Source organism: Gammaproteobacteria bacterium (assembly GCA_036381015.1).
GTDB lineage: Bacteria > Pseudomonadota > Gammaproteobacteria > Steroidobacterales > Rariloculaceae > ZC4RG20.
Genome location: DASVDR010000015.1, coordinates 24,802 through 43,252, shown reverse-complemented (window position 1 = coordinate 43,252; position 18,451 = coordinate 24,802). Strand labels below are relative to the sequence as shown.

Sequence of the window (18,451 nt, the reverse complement as noted above, 5' to 3'; positions counted from 1 at the left end):
GTACGGCGTTCTTCAAGGAGATGCCGGAGCGGAGCCTCCCGACAAGGAGGTTTCTACCGGCGCACCTGCCCGGAGCGGCGTCTCCCCGTCCAACCGCTGCTCGAGAGCGGCGAATTGAGCGGTGCGTTCGGACAGTGCTGCCATCGTCGGCGTGCTCTCGAACGCGTCGGCCTCGATCGGAGGAGCGCGCAGCTTCAGGTGCGCGAAGATGGCGCGGCGACCGCGCCCGATCGATGTCGCGAGCGGTCCCCCTCCGCGGCGCTCGAACGTCGCCGGCAGCAGCTTCAAGCTCACCCGGCCGCGCACGTTGCCGCCGATTGCGAGGATGCGATTCCGGTCGGCATCGACCTCGACGACGATGTCGCAGTGTGAACGCACGCCGACGCCGATATCGGCGCGCCGCTCGGCGATCGACCGATAAGCGCCGCGGCGCGCGCGACAGACCATGTCGCCCGGCTCGAGCACAAGCTCGCCGACGTCGTACGCGACGAATGCCGCGAGCGAATCAGGATCGTCGCGCGCTTCGATGGCTTGATCGATGTAGACATGGTGCGCAATGTGGCGGCGAAACCGATCCTCGCTCCCGAGCCCGCTTTCGCACATCACCCACGAGATGAATGCCGCGGACCACGGATCCCGCCACCGGGCCCCGATGCCGGCATCGTTCCAGATCTCGTTCTGTCTGCTCAAAATCCAGCTGCCGTCGGGCGTCGCCGACCAGTAGCCGGCGATCGAGCCGGCGACGCGGGCCGATTCCGCCGGATCGAGCCGCGAGAGGCGGCGCCACGACCAGCGGCGATCCCGCTCGCCATCGTCGTCGACGACGGTTTCGTTCACGACGTTGAAACCGAAGAACCCCCATTCCTGCACGGCGATGTCGACGATGCGCCGGCGGAGGCTCGCTTCGTCGTAGCTCGGGCATGCTGCGGCGGCGATCTGCATTCGGCCGGGCTCGCCCGTCACGCGCTCGGACGGCGCCGTGACGGCGAGTCGCTCGACCGGCAGCCGATCGAGCCTCAGCGTCTGCGCGCTCGCACCGCGTGCGAGCACGAGCCCGGCGAGCGTCGAGCACGCGAGGATTCCGCAACGGACGAGCCGAGCCGACATGAGCGCCAATGTAGCAAACCGGAGCGGGTCTTTCCCAACCCGGGGCGATGCCCAGCGAGACATGTTCCCGGAGGCGAAGCGCGCTCGTCGCGGCCCCATCGCAGACGCCCGCTTTGCGGCACGCAGCGCCTGCTGTACCCTCGGCCCCGATCGGCACCGGTTGCGGCGCTCCTCGAGCGGCACCGACGTTTAGGGGGAAGAACGATGCACGCGATCATTGCAAAAAAAACACTCGGCAGAAGACGGCTGCTCGCCGCCCTGGCGGCCTCGCCGTTGCTCGCGGCCCAAGCCGCCCGCGCGCTCGAGCCGGGAATCCGCCAGGGGAAGATCAAGCAGAGCGTCATGCCGCAGGTTTGGGGGGACCTCGACTTGAGCATCGAGGAACGCTGCGAGGTGCTTGCCGCGCTCGGCTTCGCCGGCATGGATCTGCCGCAGCCGGACGATATTCCCGTGCTCCAGGATTACGGCCTGACGCCCGCCTTGATGACGGGCACGGGCACGACGTTTCAGGACGGCCTCATTCGGCGCGAGTTGCACGATCGGATCGAGGAGGCCACGCACGCCGGCATCGACATGTGCGCCAAGGTCGGCTGCCCGAACCTGATCGCGCTGCCCGGCGAGCGGCGCGGCATGTCGCGCGAGGAGGGAGCCGATCACGCAGTCGAGATCCTGTCGCGCGTCGCGCCGTACGCGGAAGAGAAAGGCGTCATCGTCTGCATGGAGATCACGAACTCGAAAGTCGCCGCGGACAATCGCACTGACCAGGTCTTCGACGACATCAACTGGGGCTTCGACGTTTGCCGCCGGACGGGCTCCCCGAACATCAAGATCGTCTACGACATCTACCACGTCCAGATCGCCAACGGGGACGTCGTGCGCACGATGCGCGACAACCTGGATCTCGTGTGCCACGTCCACGTCGCCGGCGTTCCGTCGCGGGCCGAGCTCGACAACAGCGAATTGGACTATCGCTATATCGCGCGCGAGATCGTCGACATGGGCTACGAGGGCTTCGTCGCCCAGGAGTATCGGCCGAGCCCGGGCCGCAATCCGCTGATCAGCCTCGCGGTCGGCTATGACATCCTGACCGTGAATTGACAGTGACCTGAGATAGACCGCGCGCTTTCGCGAGGTCGCGGCGTCCGGCGAGCGGCTTTGCTGGGACGCCGCCGACGATGCAATCGCGCTCGACGTCGCGCGTCATCGCAGCCATGCGAGCTCTACCCATTGCATGCCGTGCCGCCGGCAAGATTCATACCGCTTCCGTCGACACATCGGAAATGCGTTTCGGAGATCAGGATGCCGGGCGCCAGCTTGCATCGCATGGAATCACGATCGAAAAAATTGCTATTGATTAGGTGAACGTCGCACTCGCGATATGTTGTTCGCTGCTCTGAACCGGCGTAATCTGCATCGACGATAAAGCCAAACCCGTCGAAAGGCGGGGGCGGAAAGCCCACGGGTCCTCGTTCCTTCGAGTGACCGTTCGGCCTGCTCGAAGGGCCCGAGACGGCCGGGTTGCCGAAGCTCTTCTCACTATCCATTCATCCTTGTCGCCGTCTGCTTCGAGCTTCGCAAGACGGCAGCGGCGTCTTCATAGGGGACAGCGCGATGGAACTCCAACGAACGGGCGTGCAACGGGCTTTCGTACCCTCCGTGATCAGCCTGGCCATGCTGTCGATTCCGCTTGTCGCGTCGAGCCAGCAAGAGGGGCAAGAGCAGCAAGCGCTGCAGCAACAGCAGGAGCAAGAGCAGCAAGCGCAGCAGCAACAGCAGGGGCAACAACAGCAAGGCCAGCCACAGCAAGGGCAGCAACAGCAGCAAGGGCAGCAGAGTCAGCAAGAGGAAGACGTGGCGCTCGCCGCGGCGCCGGGCGAAACGCCGGGGCAGGCTGCACCGATGATGCTGAACGAGGTCAGAGTCATTCGCGTCAAGGGCGAGCGGATGCAGGAATTCGAGGATCTCTTGAAGGAGCTCGGCGAGGCGCTTCGCGAGCAGGGTGCGCCCGGGTTCACGGTATGGCAGGTGGCGATCGGCGACCAGGACACGTACCACATCGTCTCGCAGATTCCGTCGTTCGCGGAGCTGGCCGAGATGGCCGAGAACCCGCCGATGCCGCCGGAGGAGTGGGCCGCCTGGATCAACCGAATCCAAGCCACGATCGATTCTCACGAGGTGGCCGTCGCGCAGGTGCATCCCGACCTGTCGATCATGCCGCAAGGCCAGCCGAGCACCGAGACGCCGCAGCTGATGATTCTCGTGACGCAGACCTTGTTGCCCGGCAAACGCCAGGAATACCAGACGTGGCTGCGTGACGAGCTCATGCCGGCGCTTCGCGAAGCGGATCTGCTCGGTGTCGTCGCCAACGAGATGATGTTCGGCGCCGAGGATCGCACGTGGGTCTTCGCCGTTCCGCTCGAGGGGGGCTGGGCGGCGCTCGATGAGCCGATGCCGCTCTATACCTCGATGGGTCAACAGGCCGCGGAGGAGCTGCTGAACCGCGGCGATTCGATGGTCGAGCACAGCGAGACGATCGTGCTGACGATGCGGTCCGACCTGTCGAGCCCGGGAGGCCCGGCCCAAGCGCAGCCGTCGCCCGAGCAGGGGCAGGGGCAGGGGCAGCAATAGCGGAAGCGTCGGAGCGGCAGCGGCACACAGAACCGAAAGCCGCATCGTGTGGGCGGCGGTCGATCGCGCTTCGCCGCGGCCCGCGCGTAGAGGGCTGTGTGGGTGGGCGTGGGCGCGCACGCGCGCCCGGCGCGCGTTGTCAGGTCCGGGCGCCGGGCCGGCAGTGCTTCAGATCAGGCTTGGGCGCCCGGCGCCGCCAGCTCGCGCCGGCCGGCGATCGCTTCCTCGGGCTCGTGGTCGCGGAGCGTCTCGAGGTGCATCAGCCGCCGGATGAACGGCGCGACGAGCATGACGCCGATGCCGGTCGCGACGGCCACCCAGCCCACCGTCGTATAGACGTCGAGCACGACTTCCTTGGCGGCGCCCTCGCCCGCCTTCTCGGCGCCTGTCGCCGCCGCGATCAAGCCGGCGGCAAAGTTACCGGTGGCCGAGGCGAAGAACCAGGTGCCCATGATCAGGCTTGCCATGTGCGCCGGCGCAAGCCGGTTCATCGCGGACAGGCCCACGGGGGAGAGGCAAAGCTCGCCGGTCGTGTGCAGTAGATAGATGAGGAAGATGAAGATCACCGGCGTGACGTTCTCGATGCCGACCGCGTACGCGCCGGCCACGAGAACGAGGAATCCGCCGCCGAGCTGCACCATCGCCAGCCCGAACTTCGCCGGCGCGGAGGGCTCGAGGCCTCGCCGCCCGAGCCACGTCCAGAGCCATGCGAACACCGGCGCGAACAGGATGATGTAGATCGGATTGATCGACTGGAACACGGCCGCGGGAACGCCGGCGCGATCCACGTACCGGTCGGTGAACAGGTTCAGCGACGATCCCGCCTGCTCGAACAGCGCCCAGAACAGGATCGAGCCCAGGATCAGGAACATGGCCGCGAAGATCCGGTCGCGGTCGTCGTGCGGCAGCTTCAGAACCGCATATCCGAGGACGTAGATCACGAGCAGCACGCCGAAAATGCCGAGCAGCCAGCCGACCACCTCCTGGAACTGGATGAGCGCCCAAATGCCGCCGACGGCGCCGACGCTGACCAAATAGAGCAGCCACTCGAACTTGATGCCGCCGACGCGCGATTGGAGGCGGGCCGGATCGCGCGGCTCGCCCTGGCCCATCAGCAGCGGCTTGCCCCACATGAAGACGATGAGGCCGAGGAGCATGCCGACGCCCGCGGCGCCGAAGCCGTAGCGCCAGCCGTACGTCTGCCCCAGGTATCCCGCGATGATCGTGCCGATGGCCGCGCCCAGGTTGATGCCCATATAGAAAATGGTGTACGCCCCGTCGCGGCGCACGTCGGTACGCGGGTAGAGCTGCCCGACGATCACCGAAATATTCGCCTTGAGGAAGCCGGATCCGACGATGATGAACGAGAGCGCGAGCCAGAAGACGTTGATCGCCGGGTCCGTCTGCCCGCCGGAGCCTTCCACCGCCATCAAGAAATGGCCGCAGGTCAGCAGCACGGCGCCGAACAGCACCGCCTTGCGCTGGCCGAGATAGCGGTCGGCGAGGTAGCCGCCGAGGACGGGCGTGATGTAGACGAGCGCCGTGTACGCGCCGTAGATGACCGACGAGCGCTCGTCCGAGAAAAGCCAGTGCTGCGTCAGGTAGAAGATGAGCAAGGCGCGCATCCCGTAGTAGGAAAAGCGCTCCCACATCTCGGCGAAGAACAGGACGAACAGGCCGCGGGGATGACCGAGGAAGGTCTTCTCGACGGCGGCGGAATTGGTCATGGCCATCGGGTTCACACTCTCCGATCGGGATCGGCGCTCATAGAGCCCCAACCTACCCCGAGAAGGGGGCCGTGTGAAGTGCCGCGACGATCTCGGTGCCCCGATGAACGGCGTATCGCGCGCCGAATCCTTGCGTTTTGACGATAATGAAGCGGTGACTCCGCCCCGGACGAGCGCGCAAGCTCTTCGAATCAGGAGGCCGAGCGCGGGGCGTCGGCCGGCGGCGGTCCCGAGGCCGATCGAGGGGCATCTGCCGAGGCCGATCCCGCTGCGCTCGAATCAAATCCATGGAGGAGCCGAGATGCGCGAGCTTACATGTTCCGAGCTTCAGTTCGTGTCGGGAGGAGAGCTTACCGAGGCGGAGGCGGACGTCGGGCTCATGACATTATCATTGATGGCGCTGTGCCCGACGCCGCTCGTGCTGGCCGTCGGATCCGCCGCGCTCATCTACTATGCGTGGTGTTGAAGCCGGCCCGGAGCTCGGCATGACGCGCGCGAGCACGATGCCGTGACCGCCGTTCGCCCGCGCGTCACGGCCCGGCTCGATCCGTCGATGCACGTCGCCATCGACGAAGTGGTACCGCTCGCGTACACGAAGCCTCCCGATCCGCATTACGACCTGCCGGCCTACGTGCGCTCGGCATCGGCCGTTCGCCGCCTGACGCGGCACCTCGTGATCGTGCAGGACGACGTGAACGCTTTCGCGATCTACGACCGCGAGGACGGCTATCTCTTCCCGATCATGCTGCCGCGAGGCCCCGGCGAGCGTCGCAGGTTCGACGACGTCATCGGCAACAAGCACCTCAAGATGGACCTCGAGGCGCTCGCGTTGCTGCCCGACGAGCGCCTCGTGGCGTTCGGTTCCGGTGCAAGCGCCACGCGCGAGCGGCTTGCCGTCGTATCGCGCCGACATCCGCCTTCCGTGCGCGACGGAGGGGCGCTCTATCGTTCCCTTCGCGAAGAGCGCGCCTTCGCGGGCGCGCAGCTGAACATCGAAGGAGCGGTCGTGGCCGGCGATCGGCTCCTGCTCTTCCAACGCGGTAATGGCGCTCTGCGCGGAGGGCGCGAGCCGGTCAACGCCGTCGGTGCGCTCGCCCTCGAAGGCTTCGTTCGTTGGCTGGACGGCCGAGGGCCGCCGCCGCCGTTGCTCGACGTCACGCCCTTCGATCTCGGTGAAATCGACGGATCGCCGCTCGGCTTCACCGACGCCGCCGCGACGGCGGACGGGCGCATCGCCGTCATCGCCTGCGCCGAGGACTCCCCGGATGCGCTGACGGACGGGCCCGTGCTCGGCTGCCGCTTCGGCTGGCTCGAGCCCGGCGGCGAGTTGCGCACGGCCCCGGTTCGGGAATGCGGCCGCGAGCCTCTCAAGCTCGAGGGCATCGAGAGCCGGCCCGGGACGTTGGGCGAGTTCGACGTCGTCGCCGACGGCGATCGCCCGCTCGAGCCGGCGCTGCTCGCGCGGCTGCGGGTGCGAGAGTAACCCTCCGGCCCCCGCGCCCGTGAGCGGTTTCAGCGGAGCCGCGCGGCCAGGCCGCTCAACGTCTCCGCGAGCCCCGCCTTCCGTTTTGCGACCGCGGCGTCGCCGTCATCCGCTTCCAGGCCGTCCGCCAGGGACTCGAGGCTCGCGGCCAGCGCGTCGTCGCGCGCACCGCTCTCGATGCGCGATTCGGCAAGGTCGAGCGCCCGCATCAGCTCCTCGATCGCCGGCGGCGCGAGCGCGTCGCTCCGCCGAAGCTGGTCGATGTAGGCGCGCGCCACGACCGGCTCGGCCGGCCAGGTCACGCGGAACTGCTGCTGCGGGTTGAAGACCGGGCCCTGATCCGCGACGGCCGCGGCGGCGATCTCGTTCTCGGTCAGGAATTCGCTCGGCAGAAGCGCAAGCACGTCGATGCCGCGCACGATCTCGGTGGCGTAGATCCTGCCGTTGTACCAGTAGGCCGACCAGAACCCGCCGACGACCAGCTCTTCTTCGTCGATCGGGCCGCGGTCGAAGAAGGCGATCTCGACGGGGTGGGCCGAGTCGGTGAAGTCGATCACCGAGATGCCGCCCTGATACCACGCCTGGACCATGATGTCCCGGCCCGGCACGGGAACGATCGAGCCGTTGTGGGCCACGCAGTTCTCGGTGTCGGCCTGCGGCGCCGAGAGCTTGTAGTGGCTGCGGTATTCGAGCTTGCCGTCGACGATGTCGTAGATCGCATCCGCGCCCCAGCTCAGCGGGTCGTGCGCACGGCAGCGCGGCCGGCTGCCGCCGCCCCATTCGTCCGTGAAGAGCACCTTGGTTCCGTCGTTGTTGAACGTCGCCGAGTGCCAGTAGGCGAAGCCCGTGTCGATCACCGCGTCGATACGCTCCGGATGGAGCGGATCGGCGATGTCGAAGACGATCCCGTTGCCCGAGCACGCGCCGGCCGCGATGTCGAGGTCCGGAAACACCGTGATGTCGTGACATTGATCCGTTGCATTGGTCTCCTGCGTGTCTTCGCCATGGTCGCCGCCGCGCCAGAGACCGGCGAGGATGCCCGTTTCGGGGTCGGCGAACACGGCCGGGCTGTCGACGATCCGCGCCTTCGAAGGATCGTCGACCGGGATCTCGATCACGTCGATACGGAAGAGGGCCGTGCGCGTATCGCCCGGCACCTCTCCGATGCAGCCCTCGAGCTCCTCCTCGTCGCGCACGCTCGACGTGCCGGAGTTGTAGACGACGATTCTGCGGTCGTCGGCCGATACCACCGAGTGCGTATGAGATCCCCGGCAGGTCTGCACCTGGCCCACTTGCACGGGCCGGGTCAAGTCGCTGATGTCGAAGATGCGCAGCCCCCTGAAACGCTCCGGGTTCACGTCGCCGCCGGCGCCTTCGAGCCCGCAGTCGATCCGGCCGCGGGTCTGCTCGACGGACATCAGCAGGAGGTCGCCGACGATCGAGACGTCGCCCTGCCCGCCCGGGCAAACGACGGATGAGAGGAGCTTCGGCACGCCGTCGTCGCCGAGGCGATAGATGTTGAAGCCGTGGTAGTTGCCGACGACCATCACGTCGCCGCGGAACGCGATGTCGGTATTGGCGAAAGTGAGGAGCGGACGGCGGTCGTTGCCGCGGTCGTCGTCTTCCTCGTCGTCATCGGCTTCCGCATCGGCATCGGCTTCCGTGTCGGCATCGGCTTCCGTGTCGGCGACGGCTTCGTCACCCGCGGCCGCGTTCTCGCCCGCGGCGGCGTTCTCGCCGGCGGCAGTTTCCTCGCCCGCGGCGGCGTTCTCGTCGGCACCGCCGTCCTCGTCGGCGACGGCTGCCGCGGCGGATTCTTCGGCGGCCCGGGCCTCGCCGCCGGCCGCGCGCTCCCGGCCCGTCTCTTTCGGGGCGGCGTCGCCGGCGAGCTCCGCCAGACGTTTCGGCGGCAGCCCCGCCGGATTCTCCGGATCGTAGAAACCGGGCGGCTTCGGCAGCGACGCGACGAGGTCCATGTTGAGCATCGCCTGGGCCGCATCCTCGAATCCGGCCTCCAAGCCGGCGCGCGGGTCCGTGGAAATGCTCGCGAGCAGCGCGCTCATGCGCTCGATCTCCGCGGTCTGGTCGTTCGTCACGTCCGTCGTGAACTCGAAGAGCGCGGGCTCGTACGCCGAGCCGGGCTGGTCGAGCAGATCCTCGACCATCGTCACCGCGCCCTCGTGGTGCTTGATCATCAGCTCGAGGAACAAGCGGTCGAACTCGGTCCCGCGCGCCGCGGCGAGCGCGGCCATCTGCTCCGGCGACGCCATGCCGGCCATCTTGCGGCTCGTGTGCATCGCGTGATGCTCGGCCGGCTCCGGCACGTCCTCGCCGCGCTGTCGAAGCCAGTTCTGCATGAACTCGATCTCGTCGGCCTGCGAGGCGTCGATGCGCGCGGCCGCGTCGAGCAGCTCCTGCCGGTTCGTGCGGTCCGCCACGAGCGCGGCCATCTCGATGGCCTGCTGATGGTGCGGGATCATGTCCTGCATGAACTGCACGTCGGCCCGCGTATAGCTCGTGTTTGCCAGCTCGATGGCTTCTTCGGCGCCGAGCAATCGGCTCTGATCGCCCGGGGCGCCCGGCTGGACGATCGGCGCCTGCGCGAAGCCGGCGCCGGCTGCGGCCGAGAGAATCAGGCCGCAGATTGCGCGAAGGAAACGTCTCGAATCTTGCGGCACGGAAATCCTCCTTCTCGTTCTCGCACTCTGGCCGCTCGTCGGCCGGCCGCCACCGCGGAGGCGCGGCATAGGCAATGATGGCGCATTGCTCGCGTGCCTGCTCGCGGGCCGTTTCCGCACGGGAAAAGACCCGTGTGATCGGCCGCGGCAGTCGATCGGCCAGGCGGAACAGGCGTCGCTTGCGCCTCCAAGCTGCCGCAGCGAGCAAGTCGCAGCTCCCGGCACCTGTTGTTTTTCTCTCACTTTTGCGACGATACTGGACGGACGAGACTCGCCTCAGCGATGTTGTTTGTCGGCCACACCAATCCAGTATAGGGGGACGGGGGAATGAGACGCACACCACTCAGCGCCGCGGTCGTCACGGCAATGGCAGGGCTCGGCGCCGCGTCGCCGGCGGCTTGGGCGCAGCAAGGGAGCGCGCTCGAAGAGATCATCGTCACGGCCACACGGCGCGAAGTCAGCTTGCAAGACACGCCGCTCGCCATCACGGCCATCAGCTCCGACGATCTCGAGATGCGCAACATCGAGAACGCCCAGGATCTGACCGCGAACGTGCCCAACGTGCTCTTCTACGGGACCGGCCGCGGCGTCACCAACTCGACGCTGACGATGCGCGGCATCCCGAACGTCGGCGTATATGTCGACGGCGTCTGGCAAGTCTCCGACGCCGGCCTGTTGCAGCGCCAGTTCATCGAGCTCGATCGCGTGGAAGTGCTGCGCGGGCCGCAAGGCACCTTGATCGGCCGAGACTCCGCCGGCGGCTCGGTCATGATCTACACGCAGCCGCCGCAGGACGAGTTCGGCGCGACGATCAAGCTCAACGCCGGCTCTTTCGATCGCCGCGACGTCAGCGCGTCGATCGACGTTCCCATCACCGAAACCCTGCTGAGCCGATGGACGCTGGCCTCCTACAAGAAGGACGGCTACGTCGAAAGCGTGACGACGGGCATAGATCACGGCCTGCTCGAGAACGAGGCCCTTCGCGGCGATCTGCTGTGGACCCCCACGGACAGTCTGAGCTTCCGCCTCATTCGTCAGGAGGACGAGCAAATCAACACCACGGCGGGCGTGCAGACCTTCATCAACTTCGACGTGGCTTACCGATTCGGTTGGCAGATCGGGATTGCCGAGGCCCATCACATCGCGAGCCTCGCGGCCGGCGGCCGGGGATTCGACTGTAAGTCGCAGGTGGCCGGGTGCCCAGGCGGCGACTTGGACGAATTCCAATCCACGACGGCATTGACGAGCCCCGACGAGATCGACGTCGACTCTACGACATTCATCGTCGATTACGACATCGGCGATCGGACGTCCCTGCGATACACGTTCGGCGACACGGAGCTCCTGGACGAGCAATGGACCGACTTCGCCGGAGCCGAGTTCAACTTCTTCACGAACTACAACGTCGGCTTCAGAGAGTTCGACAGCCACGAGCTGCAACTCAACTTCGACTCCGATCGGGTCCACGTGGTCGCGGGCGCGTTCACCTGGGACCAGACGGAAAGAGAACGAGAGACGGAGTGGTCCCACTCGGATTGGAGCTTCCCCGAGGGCTGGGGCGGCGGCGCGGGCGGATCGGATCCGGACAGCGGACCGTATGCCGGGCCGAACCCTCCGCCTCCCGGCGCCTTCCGGACGATCGACGCCGGCATTCCGCAGACGCTGAGCTACGAGGACGTGCTCGAGAGCGAGACCTGCCAGCGGACGCCGGCCGATTACGGCTTCGACTTCAGCAGCTCGGATCCGGCGTTGAACCCCTCGATCCTGAGCGGCAACGGGCAGTTCCCGACGATCGATCCGTCGCTCGACCCGAACAGCGTCGACGGCTGGCCGAGGCCCTGCGACGCCTTCAACGCGTGGGTGCCGCTCTTCGCGACCGTCGTCGGGTTCAACGGTACCGGCCCCGCCCACGACCGCGGCGAGTTCGATCACCAGGAAGGCTTCGCGATCTTCACGGATGTGACCTTCGACATCACCGATCGCTGGGACGTCACGTTCGGCTTCCGCTATCACGATCAGGAGAACACGTTTTACGGCCTCGATCTCGCAGGCGGCGAAGCCGCCGGATTCGTCGAGGAGCGCCCGACTCAATGGGATCACGGGTTCATCGATCCGAAGGGCGCCGTCACCAGTCCTCTGGTCGATCCCGCCACGCTCGTTCCGGCCGAATTCGACGAGACGACCTACCGGCTCGCCACGAGCTACGACGTGACGGACAACGCGATGGTCTACCTCAATTACAGCGAGGGCTTCACGGCCGGCGGCGCGGACCTGAGCGGGGATTCTCTCGGCACGTTCATCACGCCGTTCGACCCGGAGATCATCGAAAACACCGAGATCGGCCTGCGTGCCGACTTCATCGACGGCCGCCTCAGGCTCAACGCCACCTACTTCATGATGGACTGGATCGGCGTGCAGGCCGCGCAATCGGTCATCGACCGGGCGACGGGCGACCCGATCACGGAGGTGTTCACGGCGAATGCGGCCGACGCGGAGGCCGACGGCCTGGAGCTCGAGCTCGGCTTCCTCGCCACGGACAGACTCTCCTTCGGCGCGGACCTCGGTTGGCTCGACACGGCGTACGTGAACGTCAATCCGACCGCTCAGTTCACCGAAAACACGGAGTTCGGCGGTGCGCCGGAGCAGACCTACCATATTTGGGGCGACTACGTTTTGCCTCTGGGCGGCGACGGCGCCAATTTGGAGCTGCGGCTGGAGGGCAACTACCAGGGCGAGTTCTGGCGGTCGGAAATCCCGAACTTCAGGCCGGACATCTACGGCGGCCCCGCCAACGCGCCAGCGGGCGATATCTGGCGATGGAACGCGCGTGCCGTCTACACGCCCGCCGACGGCGCTTGGGAGCTTGCGGGCTTCGTCAACAACATCACCGACGAGGTGTATCTCAACTCGGGGTTCATGGACAGCATCTGGCAGTTCGACTTCAGCGGCGTGGACGCGCCGAGAGAATACGGAGTGAGCTTGTCCTTGCGCTTCTGAGCTCGCGCGAGCAAGAAAAAAGGAGCAAGAAAAAGGTGTCAGACACCTTTTCCGAGCAAGAAAAAGGTGTCAGACACCTTTTCCGCCCGCGAGCTCACCCACTGCCGGTAGCAGAAAAGGTGTCTGACACCTTTTTCTCGAGAGGCGGGGCCGCGGAGGCGGACGCGCATCTGCCGAATGACGTGTGCAGGATGTCGTACTTCGTAAGGAACTCGTGGTAGATCGGACTCCGAATTCGACCGTTCGGAAATGCATCGCCCTTCGATCACCCGTCTGGGTGAGGCGCGGCCCGAATCCTGCATCCGGTGCGGTTGCACCGAAGCCGATTCAGATGCAGAAGCCATGACTATCACGACCGTCAATCCCGCCACGGGGCGGGTCATCGCCCGCTACGAGCCCCACACCGACCTGGAGATCGATGCGCTGCTCGACGCGTCGAGCCGGGCCTTTCGCGCCTTCCGCGAAACCGGCTTCGCCGAGCGCGCTGCGTGCCTGACGGCGCTCGCCGAGCGTCTGCGCGATCGGGCGAGCGAGCTCGCGCGTTTGATCGCGACCGAAATGGGCAAGCCGCTGCGGCAAGGCGAGGCCGAGGTCGAGAAGTGCGCGTGGGTCTGCGAGCACTTCGCCGAGCATGCCGAGGCGCTCCTCTCGCCCGAGATCATCGCGTCGGAGGCGGAGCGCAGCGAAGTCGTCTTTCGGCCGCTCGGCCCCGTGCTCGCGATCATGCCGTGGAACTTCCCGCTCTGGCAGTTCTTCAGATTCGCGGCGCCCGCGCTGATGGCCGGCAACACGGCCGTGCTGCGGCATGCGAGCAACGTCGCGGGAACGGCGCTCGCGATCGAAAAGCTCTTCGTCGAGGCCGGCGCGCCGGACGACGTCGTCCGCGTTGCGCTCGTGGACAAGGCCGCGGTCGCGCGCATCATTGCCGATCCGCGGATCGCGGCCGTGACGTTGACCGGCAGCGTCGCGGCCGGCCGCGCGGTCGCGTCCGCGGCGGGCGCAGCGGTCAAGAAGACCGTGCTCGAGCTCGGCGGCAGCGATCCGTACGTCGTGCTGCGCGATGCGGACCTCGAGCTCGCGGTCCGCTGCTGTGTCGAGAGCCGCTTGATCAATTCCGGTCAAAGCTGCATCGCCGCGAAGCGGTTCATCGTCGAGGCGCCGCTGCTCGAGCGTTTCGTCGACGCGTTCGTCGAAGCGATGCGGGCGAAGCGCGCGGCGGATCCGCTCGATCCCAGCGCGGATCTCGGACCGCTCGCGCAGGCGAAGGGCAGGGAGAAGGTCCACGAGCAGGTGCGCCGGAGCGTCACCGCGGGAGCGGCGTGCGTCGTGGGCGGCGCGCTCCCCGACTCGCCCGGATTCTTCTACCCGCCGACCGTGCTGACCGGAGTCCAACCGGGCATGGCGGCATTCGACGAGGAAGTCTTCGGTCCCGTCGCCGCCATCGTCGAAGCGGCGGACGCCGAGCAAGCCATCGAGCTCGCGAACCGGACCTGCTACGGGCTCGGCGCGGCGGTCTTCACGCAGGACGTCGAGCGCGGCCGCGAGATCGCGTCGCGACGCTTGCACGCGGGAAACTGCTTCGTCAACGACTACGTGCGTTCGGACCCGCGCCTGCCGTTCGGCGGGGTCAAGGAGTCCGGCTACGGGCGCGAGCTCGGCACTTTCGGGCTGCGGGAATTCGTGAACGTCAAGACGGTGTGGATCGGCCGCCGCGACGCGAGCGTGCGTTGCGGCGGGGCGGAATGACGGCCGAGTCGAAGCTCTGCACCGCGCAGCCGATGGTCTCGAGTATTGGGACGACTGAGGCGGATCGAGCCAACGTCATCGTCGACCGTAGGCCAACTCGTCCATCATTTCGGCGAACTTGGTCCAGTTTATGCGCTTGCTCTTGTGTCGCCCGCGCCCGTACCAGTAGAGGGAGCCCCGCCCTATTTCCAGCTCGCCGATCTTTTCTTTGTTGGCGTAAATCTGAAGGTTCAGGGAAGACCGTGCCTTCGCTAGATCGAAGTTATGCAGCTCGGCCTTTACCTCGTGCTTCCGACGCTGTCGCTTCTTCGTTGGAGCCATAACCCTGTCTTTCGTCCAGTGGGGACACTCTAGCGCCGCCACCGGAAGTTTCCCAGCAGCGACCTCTGGAGGCACTCTGCGTTACCATTCGGAGAGCGCCCGAATTTCCGGAGGCTGTGCATGGAACGACGCATCCGCCTGATCGTCGCGGTGGTGATGCTCGGCACGCTGACCTCGGTCGTCTTCGCGCAGCGCGGCTTTCGCCGCTTTTTCGCTCCTGCTCCCGACGGGCCGCTGGTCGGCGAGCCGAAGGAGTGGACGTTCGCGCGGCTCGCGTACGACGGCGCCGGCCGCGGCAGCGGCTGGTCGGTGGATTATCCCGGCGCCGAGTACCACTTCTCGCAGGCCGTCGATCGGTTGACGCTCATCGACGTGCACCCGGAAGGGCACGTCGTCAGCCCCAATTCAGACGACCTGTTCGACTACCCGTGGCTGTATGCCGTGGAGGTCGGATCCTGGGCGTTCAGCGATGCCCAGGCAAGGCGAATGCGTGAGCACTTGCTGCGGGGCGGCTTCCTGATGGTCGACGACTTTCACGGCGAGTACGAGTGGCAGATCTTCATGGAAGGGATGCGGAAGATTTTCCCGGACCGGCCGATCGAGAATATCTCGGAGGACGACCCCATTTACACGATACCGTACGAGATCGGCGAGCGTCTGCAGGTACCTGGACCGAACTACATGTACTCGGGACTGACTTATGAGCGGGTGGATGGCGTCACGCCGCACTGGCGCGGCATCCGCGACGACGACGGCCGATGGATGGTCGTGATCTCGCACAACGTCGACTACGGCGAAGGCTGGGAACAGGCCGACAACCCGGCCTACCCCGAGCCATTTACCGGTCAAGCGTACGAAGTCGCCGTCGACTATCTGGTCTACAGCATGACCCACTGAAAAAAGGGGCGCGCTCGTCGATGCGCGCGAGGCGATCGCGGACGACGACAGGCCGCTCGGTCGCAGCAGGTCGGCTGCGGGCGCGAGAACGACGAGCCTCTTCACGATGCGCCTCGCTCGCCTCGAGACGAGGAATCCGAGCCCGTGACGCCCGGAATCGCTTTGTCGTGAACCTTTTGGCCGCCAGCCGCGCTTAACCGACAGCACCGCGCGAGCTCCCCGTCTCCGGCGTGCATGAACGGTCCGGGAACCGGGTACCGGGCAGGTTCGGGGTCGCCCGGCCACCGACGGGAGCTGCTATGGCGGCCGAGGACGGGTGGCACAGCGCCTTTGCTAATTGGGGCTGACAGACGTGAAACCACTGTTGCCATGCCTGCTCATTGCGTTGACTTTGAGCAGCTGCACGTTCCCGGTGTCGAGGAACGTGCGAGACGATTCGCGCACGCAGTTTCCGGAAGCGCGCCCGTTCGACGGCTCGCAGGACTTGCCGGGAGATGCTCCCGTTGCAGGCGCCGATCTTCGCGGTGCGTGGTTCTTTCGGCAAACGGAGGTGGACCCAAGCCGCGACCCGATCTTCAGCAACTCGTCCTGGCTCTTTCATGCGCTATGGATGTGGATCCGGGATGACGGCACATACGACCTCGTGTACCAGGCCTACTGGGGGACACGCGCTCGGAACGACCCGCGCCTCTCCGGCATCGACGTGCGCGAGTCGGGGCGATTTTCGATCGCGAGCGGAAGCGTCTCGCTCGAGCCCGAGACGACGCGTGCTGTGGAAATCCGCCAAGGGAACCGGCAGCGGTTGACTCTCCGCAACGAGCCGCGGACATATCTCGCCCGTCTCGACGGCGGTTACCTGAACCTGGCCGGTCCCTGCGCGACCTACCAGGTCGAGACGATCTGCCAAGAATCGGCGGATGTGTGGATCTCGATGAGATCAGTGTCGATCAGCTCTCCCGACGAAGTGCCCGAGCTTTGACGGCTCGGTCGCGTGGCGCACGCGGCTTCGAGCTTGGCCTCGAGTCGCGCGCTCACTGATTCGATCTCGGCGTCGAGACGGCCGCCCGAAGCGCACGAACCGCCGCCGATTGGCTCGGCTCTTTCATGCAGGCGAGAAGCAGATCAGTGGGCAGCTCGGGAACCAGCTCGCTCCGCGCGATGTCCGTGTAGTGCGCATCGTCGCCGGTGATGCGAAGCGCGAAGAAGCGCAGGGATCCCCGCTCGTAGATCCACACCTCTCGAACGCCGAGCTTGCGATACACTTCGAGCTTGTTGATCCCGCCGGACGTCCAGATCACCTCGATCGCAATGTCGGGCCGGTCATTGTCGTCTACGGCGAGGCGGCGCACCGTGTAGCACTCGTCCGGCTCGGCGCCGCGGTCCTGCTTCTCGTCTTTCAGCGTCCACGAGCCGTAGCCTTCGAGCTCCACGCCCGCGATCTCGGACCACGCTTCGATCAGGCGCGCGAAGCGCTTCTTGTCGCTTTCGTGGTAGCGCGACGGCGACATCAGCTCGACGACACCCTCGAGGTAGGTGATGCGAGGCACGGACCGCTCGCCGCGCATTTCGAGCAGCTTCTCGTAGCCTTGCCAACCGACGCGGAGATACACGAAGTGATCGGTGGTGCTGGGGTCCGGCGGGACGACCAACGGACGAGCGGCACTCATAGGGTCGGACGGTACCATCGCGGACTCCGATCAGTCGCCGGCGATATCGCGGCATTCCACGGCATTTCGGCCGAGCGGCGCGGCGCCGAGCGCCTTCGTCGATACCGGAACCTCGACTCGCGCCGCTTCAGTCCAGTGTACGCCGAGACCGATCGCGAGTCAGCGCAAACGCAGCTCCGAATACCCGATCCCGTCCGGTCCGCCTCCGACCTCGTATTCGCCGAGCACTTCCATGCTCTCGATATCCATGACGGCCACCTTGCCCTGACGGCTCAGCGACAGGAAAAGCGTTCGATCGTCGGAGTACAGCGCTACGCCTTGCGGTCCGCCGCCCGAGAATTCCCGGCTGCCCAGCTCCTCGCCGCTTTCCGCGTCGAAGACGCGTACGACCTCCGATCGCGCGTCGGGGATCACGACGTAGCGCTCGTCGTTCGTCAGCAGGATTCGATACGGCCAGCTGAAGCCCGTCAATCGACGGCGAACGGCGCCGTCCTCGGGATCGATCACGGACACGACGCCTTCGTCGTTGCTGCCCACCCAGACGTCCGTGCCCGAGCGGTTGGCCGTGATGGCTTCCGGCCCCGCCGGCACATCCACGACGTTCAGCATTCGGCTCGCTGCCACGTCGATGACCGACACGCTGTCGCCCTGCGTATTGGCCGTGAAAGCCATGGAGCCGTCTTCCGAAAGCGCCACCATGTGGGAGCCGGGCGCGCCCGTCTCGATGCTTCTCTCGATTTCACCGCTGTGGAAGTCGACGACGACCAGTCGATTGCTGCCCTCGGAGGTGACGATGACCTGCTCTTGCCCCGGCATAAGCAACACGCCGTGGGGCTGCGGATGCTCGGACAGATCGATGGTGCGGGCCACGGCGAGGCTCTGCACGTCGAACACGGTCAGGCTGTCGCCGCTGCGGTAATTCGTGCCGATGGCCCACCGGCCGTCGTCGGTGACGATGAGCTCGTGGGGGTTGTTGCCCGTAGGCAGCGTCGCGAGCGTCTCGCCCGTGGCGAGATCGATGAAGCTCGCGTCATTGTCGGCCTTGTTGAGCACGATCAGCGTACCGGTAAGGCCCTCCGGTACCTCGGCAACCGCGGGATGCATCAGCGTCAAGAGACCCAAGCCCGATAAAGCGCAAACGAGCATTCTCATGGCTTCCCCCACGTAATCGCCAATCTCTCGAGCCCGTAGTATCGTACG

The 18,451-nt window shown here is 66.4% G+C and carries 14 protein-coding genes and 1 riboswitch; of the genes, 8 read left to right on the top strand and 6 right to left on the bottom strand.

Features of this window, described 5'->3' with window-relative positions:
• Positions 1 to 12: 12 nt before the first annotated feature.
• Complete coding sequence (locus tag VF329_06200) at positions 13 to 1,107, bottom strand: DUF2272 domain-containing protein (protein ID HEX7080587.1); 1,095 nt, start codon at positions 1,105 to 1,107, stop codon at positions 13 to 15.
• A gap of 204 nt (positions 1,108 to 1,311) precedes the next feature.
• Here VF329_06200 and VF329_06195 point away from each other — a divergent pair, with 204 nt between their 5' ends.
• Both VF329_06195 and VF329_06190 read left to right on the top strand, forming a co-directional pair.
• A complete protein-coding gene (locus tag VF329_06195; protein HEX7080586.1) occupies positions 1,312 to 2,205 on the top strand; it encodes a TIM barrel protein in 894 nt (297 codons plus the stop codon).
• A gap of 316 nt (positions 2,206 to 2,521) precedes the next feature.
• Positions 2,522 to 2,633, top strand: a riboswitch (cyclic di-GMP riboswitch).
• A gap of 85 nt (positions 2,634 to 2,718) precedes the next feature.
• Positions 2,719 to 3,735: a hypothetical protein gene (locus VF329_06190; protein ID HEX7080585.1), complete on the top strand. Its 1,017-nt coding sequence runs from the start codon at positions 2,719 to 2,721 to the stop codon at positions 3,733 to 3,735.
• 173 nt (positions 3,736 to 3,908) lie between these two features.
• Here the strand turns inward: VF329_06190 and VF329_06185 are convergent, their stop codons facing one another.
• Complete coding sequence (locus VF329_06185; protein HEX7080584.1) at positions 3,909 to 5,468, bottom strand: peptide MFS transporter; 1,560 nt, start codon at positions 5,466 to 5,468, stop codon at positions 3,909 to 3,911.
• Between the two features lie 295 nt (positions 5,469 to 5,763).
• On the opposite strand from VF329_06185, the gene VF329_06180 reads away from it, so the two are divergent.
• Positions 5,764 to 5,928 (top strand): hypothetical protein, encoded by a 165-nt coding sequence (locus VF329_06180; GenBank protein HEX7080583.1) that lies wholly within the window; start codon positions 5,764 to 5,766, stop codon positions 5,926 to 5,928.
• 42 nt (positions 5,929 to 5,970) lie between these two features.
• Entirely contained in the window at positions 5,971 to 6,945 is a 975-nt protein-coding gene (locus VF329_06175) for a hypothetical protein (protein HEX7080582.1), read from the top strand.
• Between the two features lie 29 nt (positions 6,946 to 6,974).
• Here VF329_06175 and VF329_06170 read toward each other — a convergent pair whose 3' ends face one another.
• Complete coding sequence (locus VF329_06170; GenBank protein ID HEX7080581.1) at positions 6,975 to 9,623, bottom strand: DUF305 domain-containing protein; 2,649 nt, start codon at positions 9,621 to 9,623, stop codon at positions 6,975 to 6,977.
• Positions 9,624 to 9,950: 327 nt separating this feature from the next.
• Here VF329_06170 and VF329_06165 point away from each other — a divergent pair, with 327 nt between their 5' ends.
• On the top strand, positions 9,951 to 12,620 hold the full coding sequence (locus tag VF329_06165) for a TonB-dependent receptor (protein HEX7080580.1): 2,670 nt from the start codon (positions 9,951 to 9,953) through the stop codon (positions 12,618 to 12,620).
• Between the two features lie 342 nt (positions 12,621 to 12,962).
• Positions 12,963 to 14,366, top strand: coding sequence for an NAD-dependent succinate-semialdehyde dehydrogenase (locus VF329_06160; GenBank protein HEX7080579.1), 1,404 nt, complete (start codon positions 12,963 to 12,965; stop codon positions 14,364 to 14,366).
• Positions 14,367 to 14,441: 75 nt separating this feature from the next.
• Here the strand turns inward: VF329_06160 and VF329_06155 are convergent, their stop codons facing one another.
• Positions 14,442 to 14,687 carry a hypothetical protein gene (locus VF329_06155; protein HEX7080578.1) on the bottom strand — a complete coding sequence of 82 codons (246 nt, stop codon included), beginning with the start codon at positions 14,685 to 14,687 and terminating at the stop codon, positions 14,442 to 14,444.
• A 120-nt stretch (positions 14,688 to 14,807) separates the two neighbouring features.
• On the opposite strand from VF329_06155, the gene VF329_06150 reads away from it, so the two are divergent.
• Positions 14,808 to 15,584 (top strand): DUF4159 domain-containing protein, encoded by a 777-nt coding sequence (locus tag VF329_06150; protein ID HEX7080577.1) that lies wholly within the window; start codon positions 14,808 to 14,810, stop codon positions 15,582 to 15,584.
• Positions 15,585 to 16,008: 424 nt separating this feature from the next.
• The gene (locus VF329_06145) at positions 16,009 to 16,563 is read left to right on the top strand and encodes a hypothetical protein (GenBank protein HEX7080576.1); all 555 of its coding nucleotides are present in this window, start codon (positions 16,009 to 16,011) and stop codon (positions 16,561 to 16,563) included.
• Positions 16,564 to 16,615: 52 nt separating this feature from the next.
• Here VF329_06145 and VF329_06140 read toward each other — a convergent pair whose 3' ends face one another.
• The gene (locus VF329_06140; protein ID HEX7080575.1) at positions 16,616 to 17,269 is read right to left on the bottom strand and encodes a Uma2 family endonuclease; all 654 of its coding nucleotides are present in this window, start codon (positions 17,267 to 17,269) and stop codon (positions 16,616 to 16,618) included.
• A gap of 141 nt (positions 17,270 to 17,410) precedes the next feature.
• Entirely contained in the window at positions 17,411 to 18,403 is a 993-nt protein-coding gene (locus VF329_06135) for a YncE family protein (protein HEX7080574.1), read from the bottom strand.
• Between the last annotated feature and the right edge of the window lie 48 nt (positions 18,404 to 18,451).

What these genes read in the sequence shown, in the direction of transcription:
- VF329_06185 (HEX7080584.1), bottom strand. Translation starts at nt 5,468, where the DNA reads ATGGCCATGACCAATTCCGCCGCCGTCGAGAAGACCTTCCTCGGTCAT.
- VF329_06200 (HEX7080587.1), bottom strand. Translation starts at nt 1,107, where the DNA reads ATGTCGGCTCGGCTCGTCCGTTGCGGAATCCTCGCGTGCTCGACGCTC.
- VF329_06180 (HEX7080583.1), top strand. Translation starts at nt 5,764, where the DNA reads ATGCGCGAGCTTACATGTTCCGAGCTTCAGTTCGTGTCGGGAGGAGAG.
- VF329_06135 (HEX7080574.1), bottom strand. Translation starts at nt 18,403, where the DNA reads ATGAGAATGCTCGTTTGCGCTTTATCGGGCTTGGGTCTCTTGACGCTG.
- VF329_06195 (HEX7080586.1), top strand. Translation starts at nt 1,312, where the DNA reads ATGCACGCGATCATTGCAAAAAAAACACTCGGCAGAAGACGGCTGCTC.
- VF329_06150 (HEX7080577.1), top strand. Translation starts at nt 14,808, where the DNA reads ATGGAACGACGCATCCGCCTGATCGTCGCGGTGGTGATGCTCGGCACG.
- VF329_06155 (HEX7080578.1), bottom strand. Translation starts at nt 14,687, where the DNA reads ATGGCTCCAACGAAGAAGCGACAGCGTCGGAAGCACGAGGTAAAGGCC.
- VF329_06140 (HEX7080575.1), bottom strand. Translation starts at nt 17,269, where the DNA reads ATGGTACCGTCCGACCCTATGAGTGCCGCTCGTCCGTTGGTCGTCCCG.
- VF329_06160 (HEX7080579.1), top strand. Translation starts at nt 12,963, where the DNA reads ATGACTATCACGACCGTCAATCCCGCCACGGGGCGGGTCATCGCCCGC.
- VF329_06190 (HEX7080585.1), top strand. Translation starts at nt 2,719, where the DNA reads ATGGAACTCCAACGAACGGGCGTGCAACGGGCTTTCGTACCCTCCGTG.
- VF329_06165 (HEX7080580.1), top strand. Translation starts at nt 9,951, where the DNA reads ATGAGACGCACACCACTCAGCGCCGCGGTCGTCACGGCAATGGCAGGG.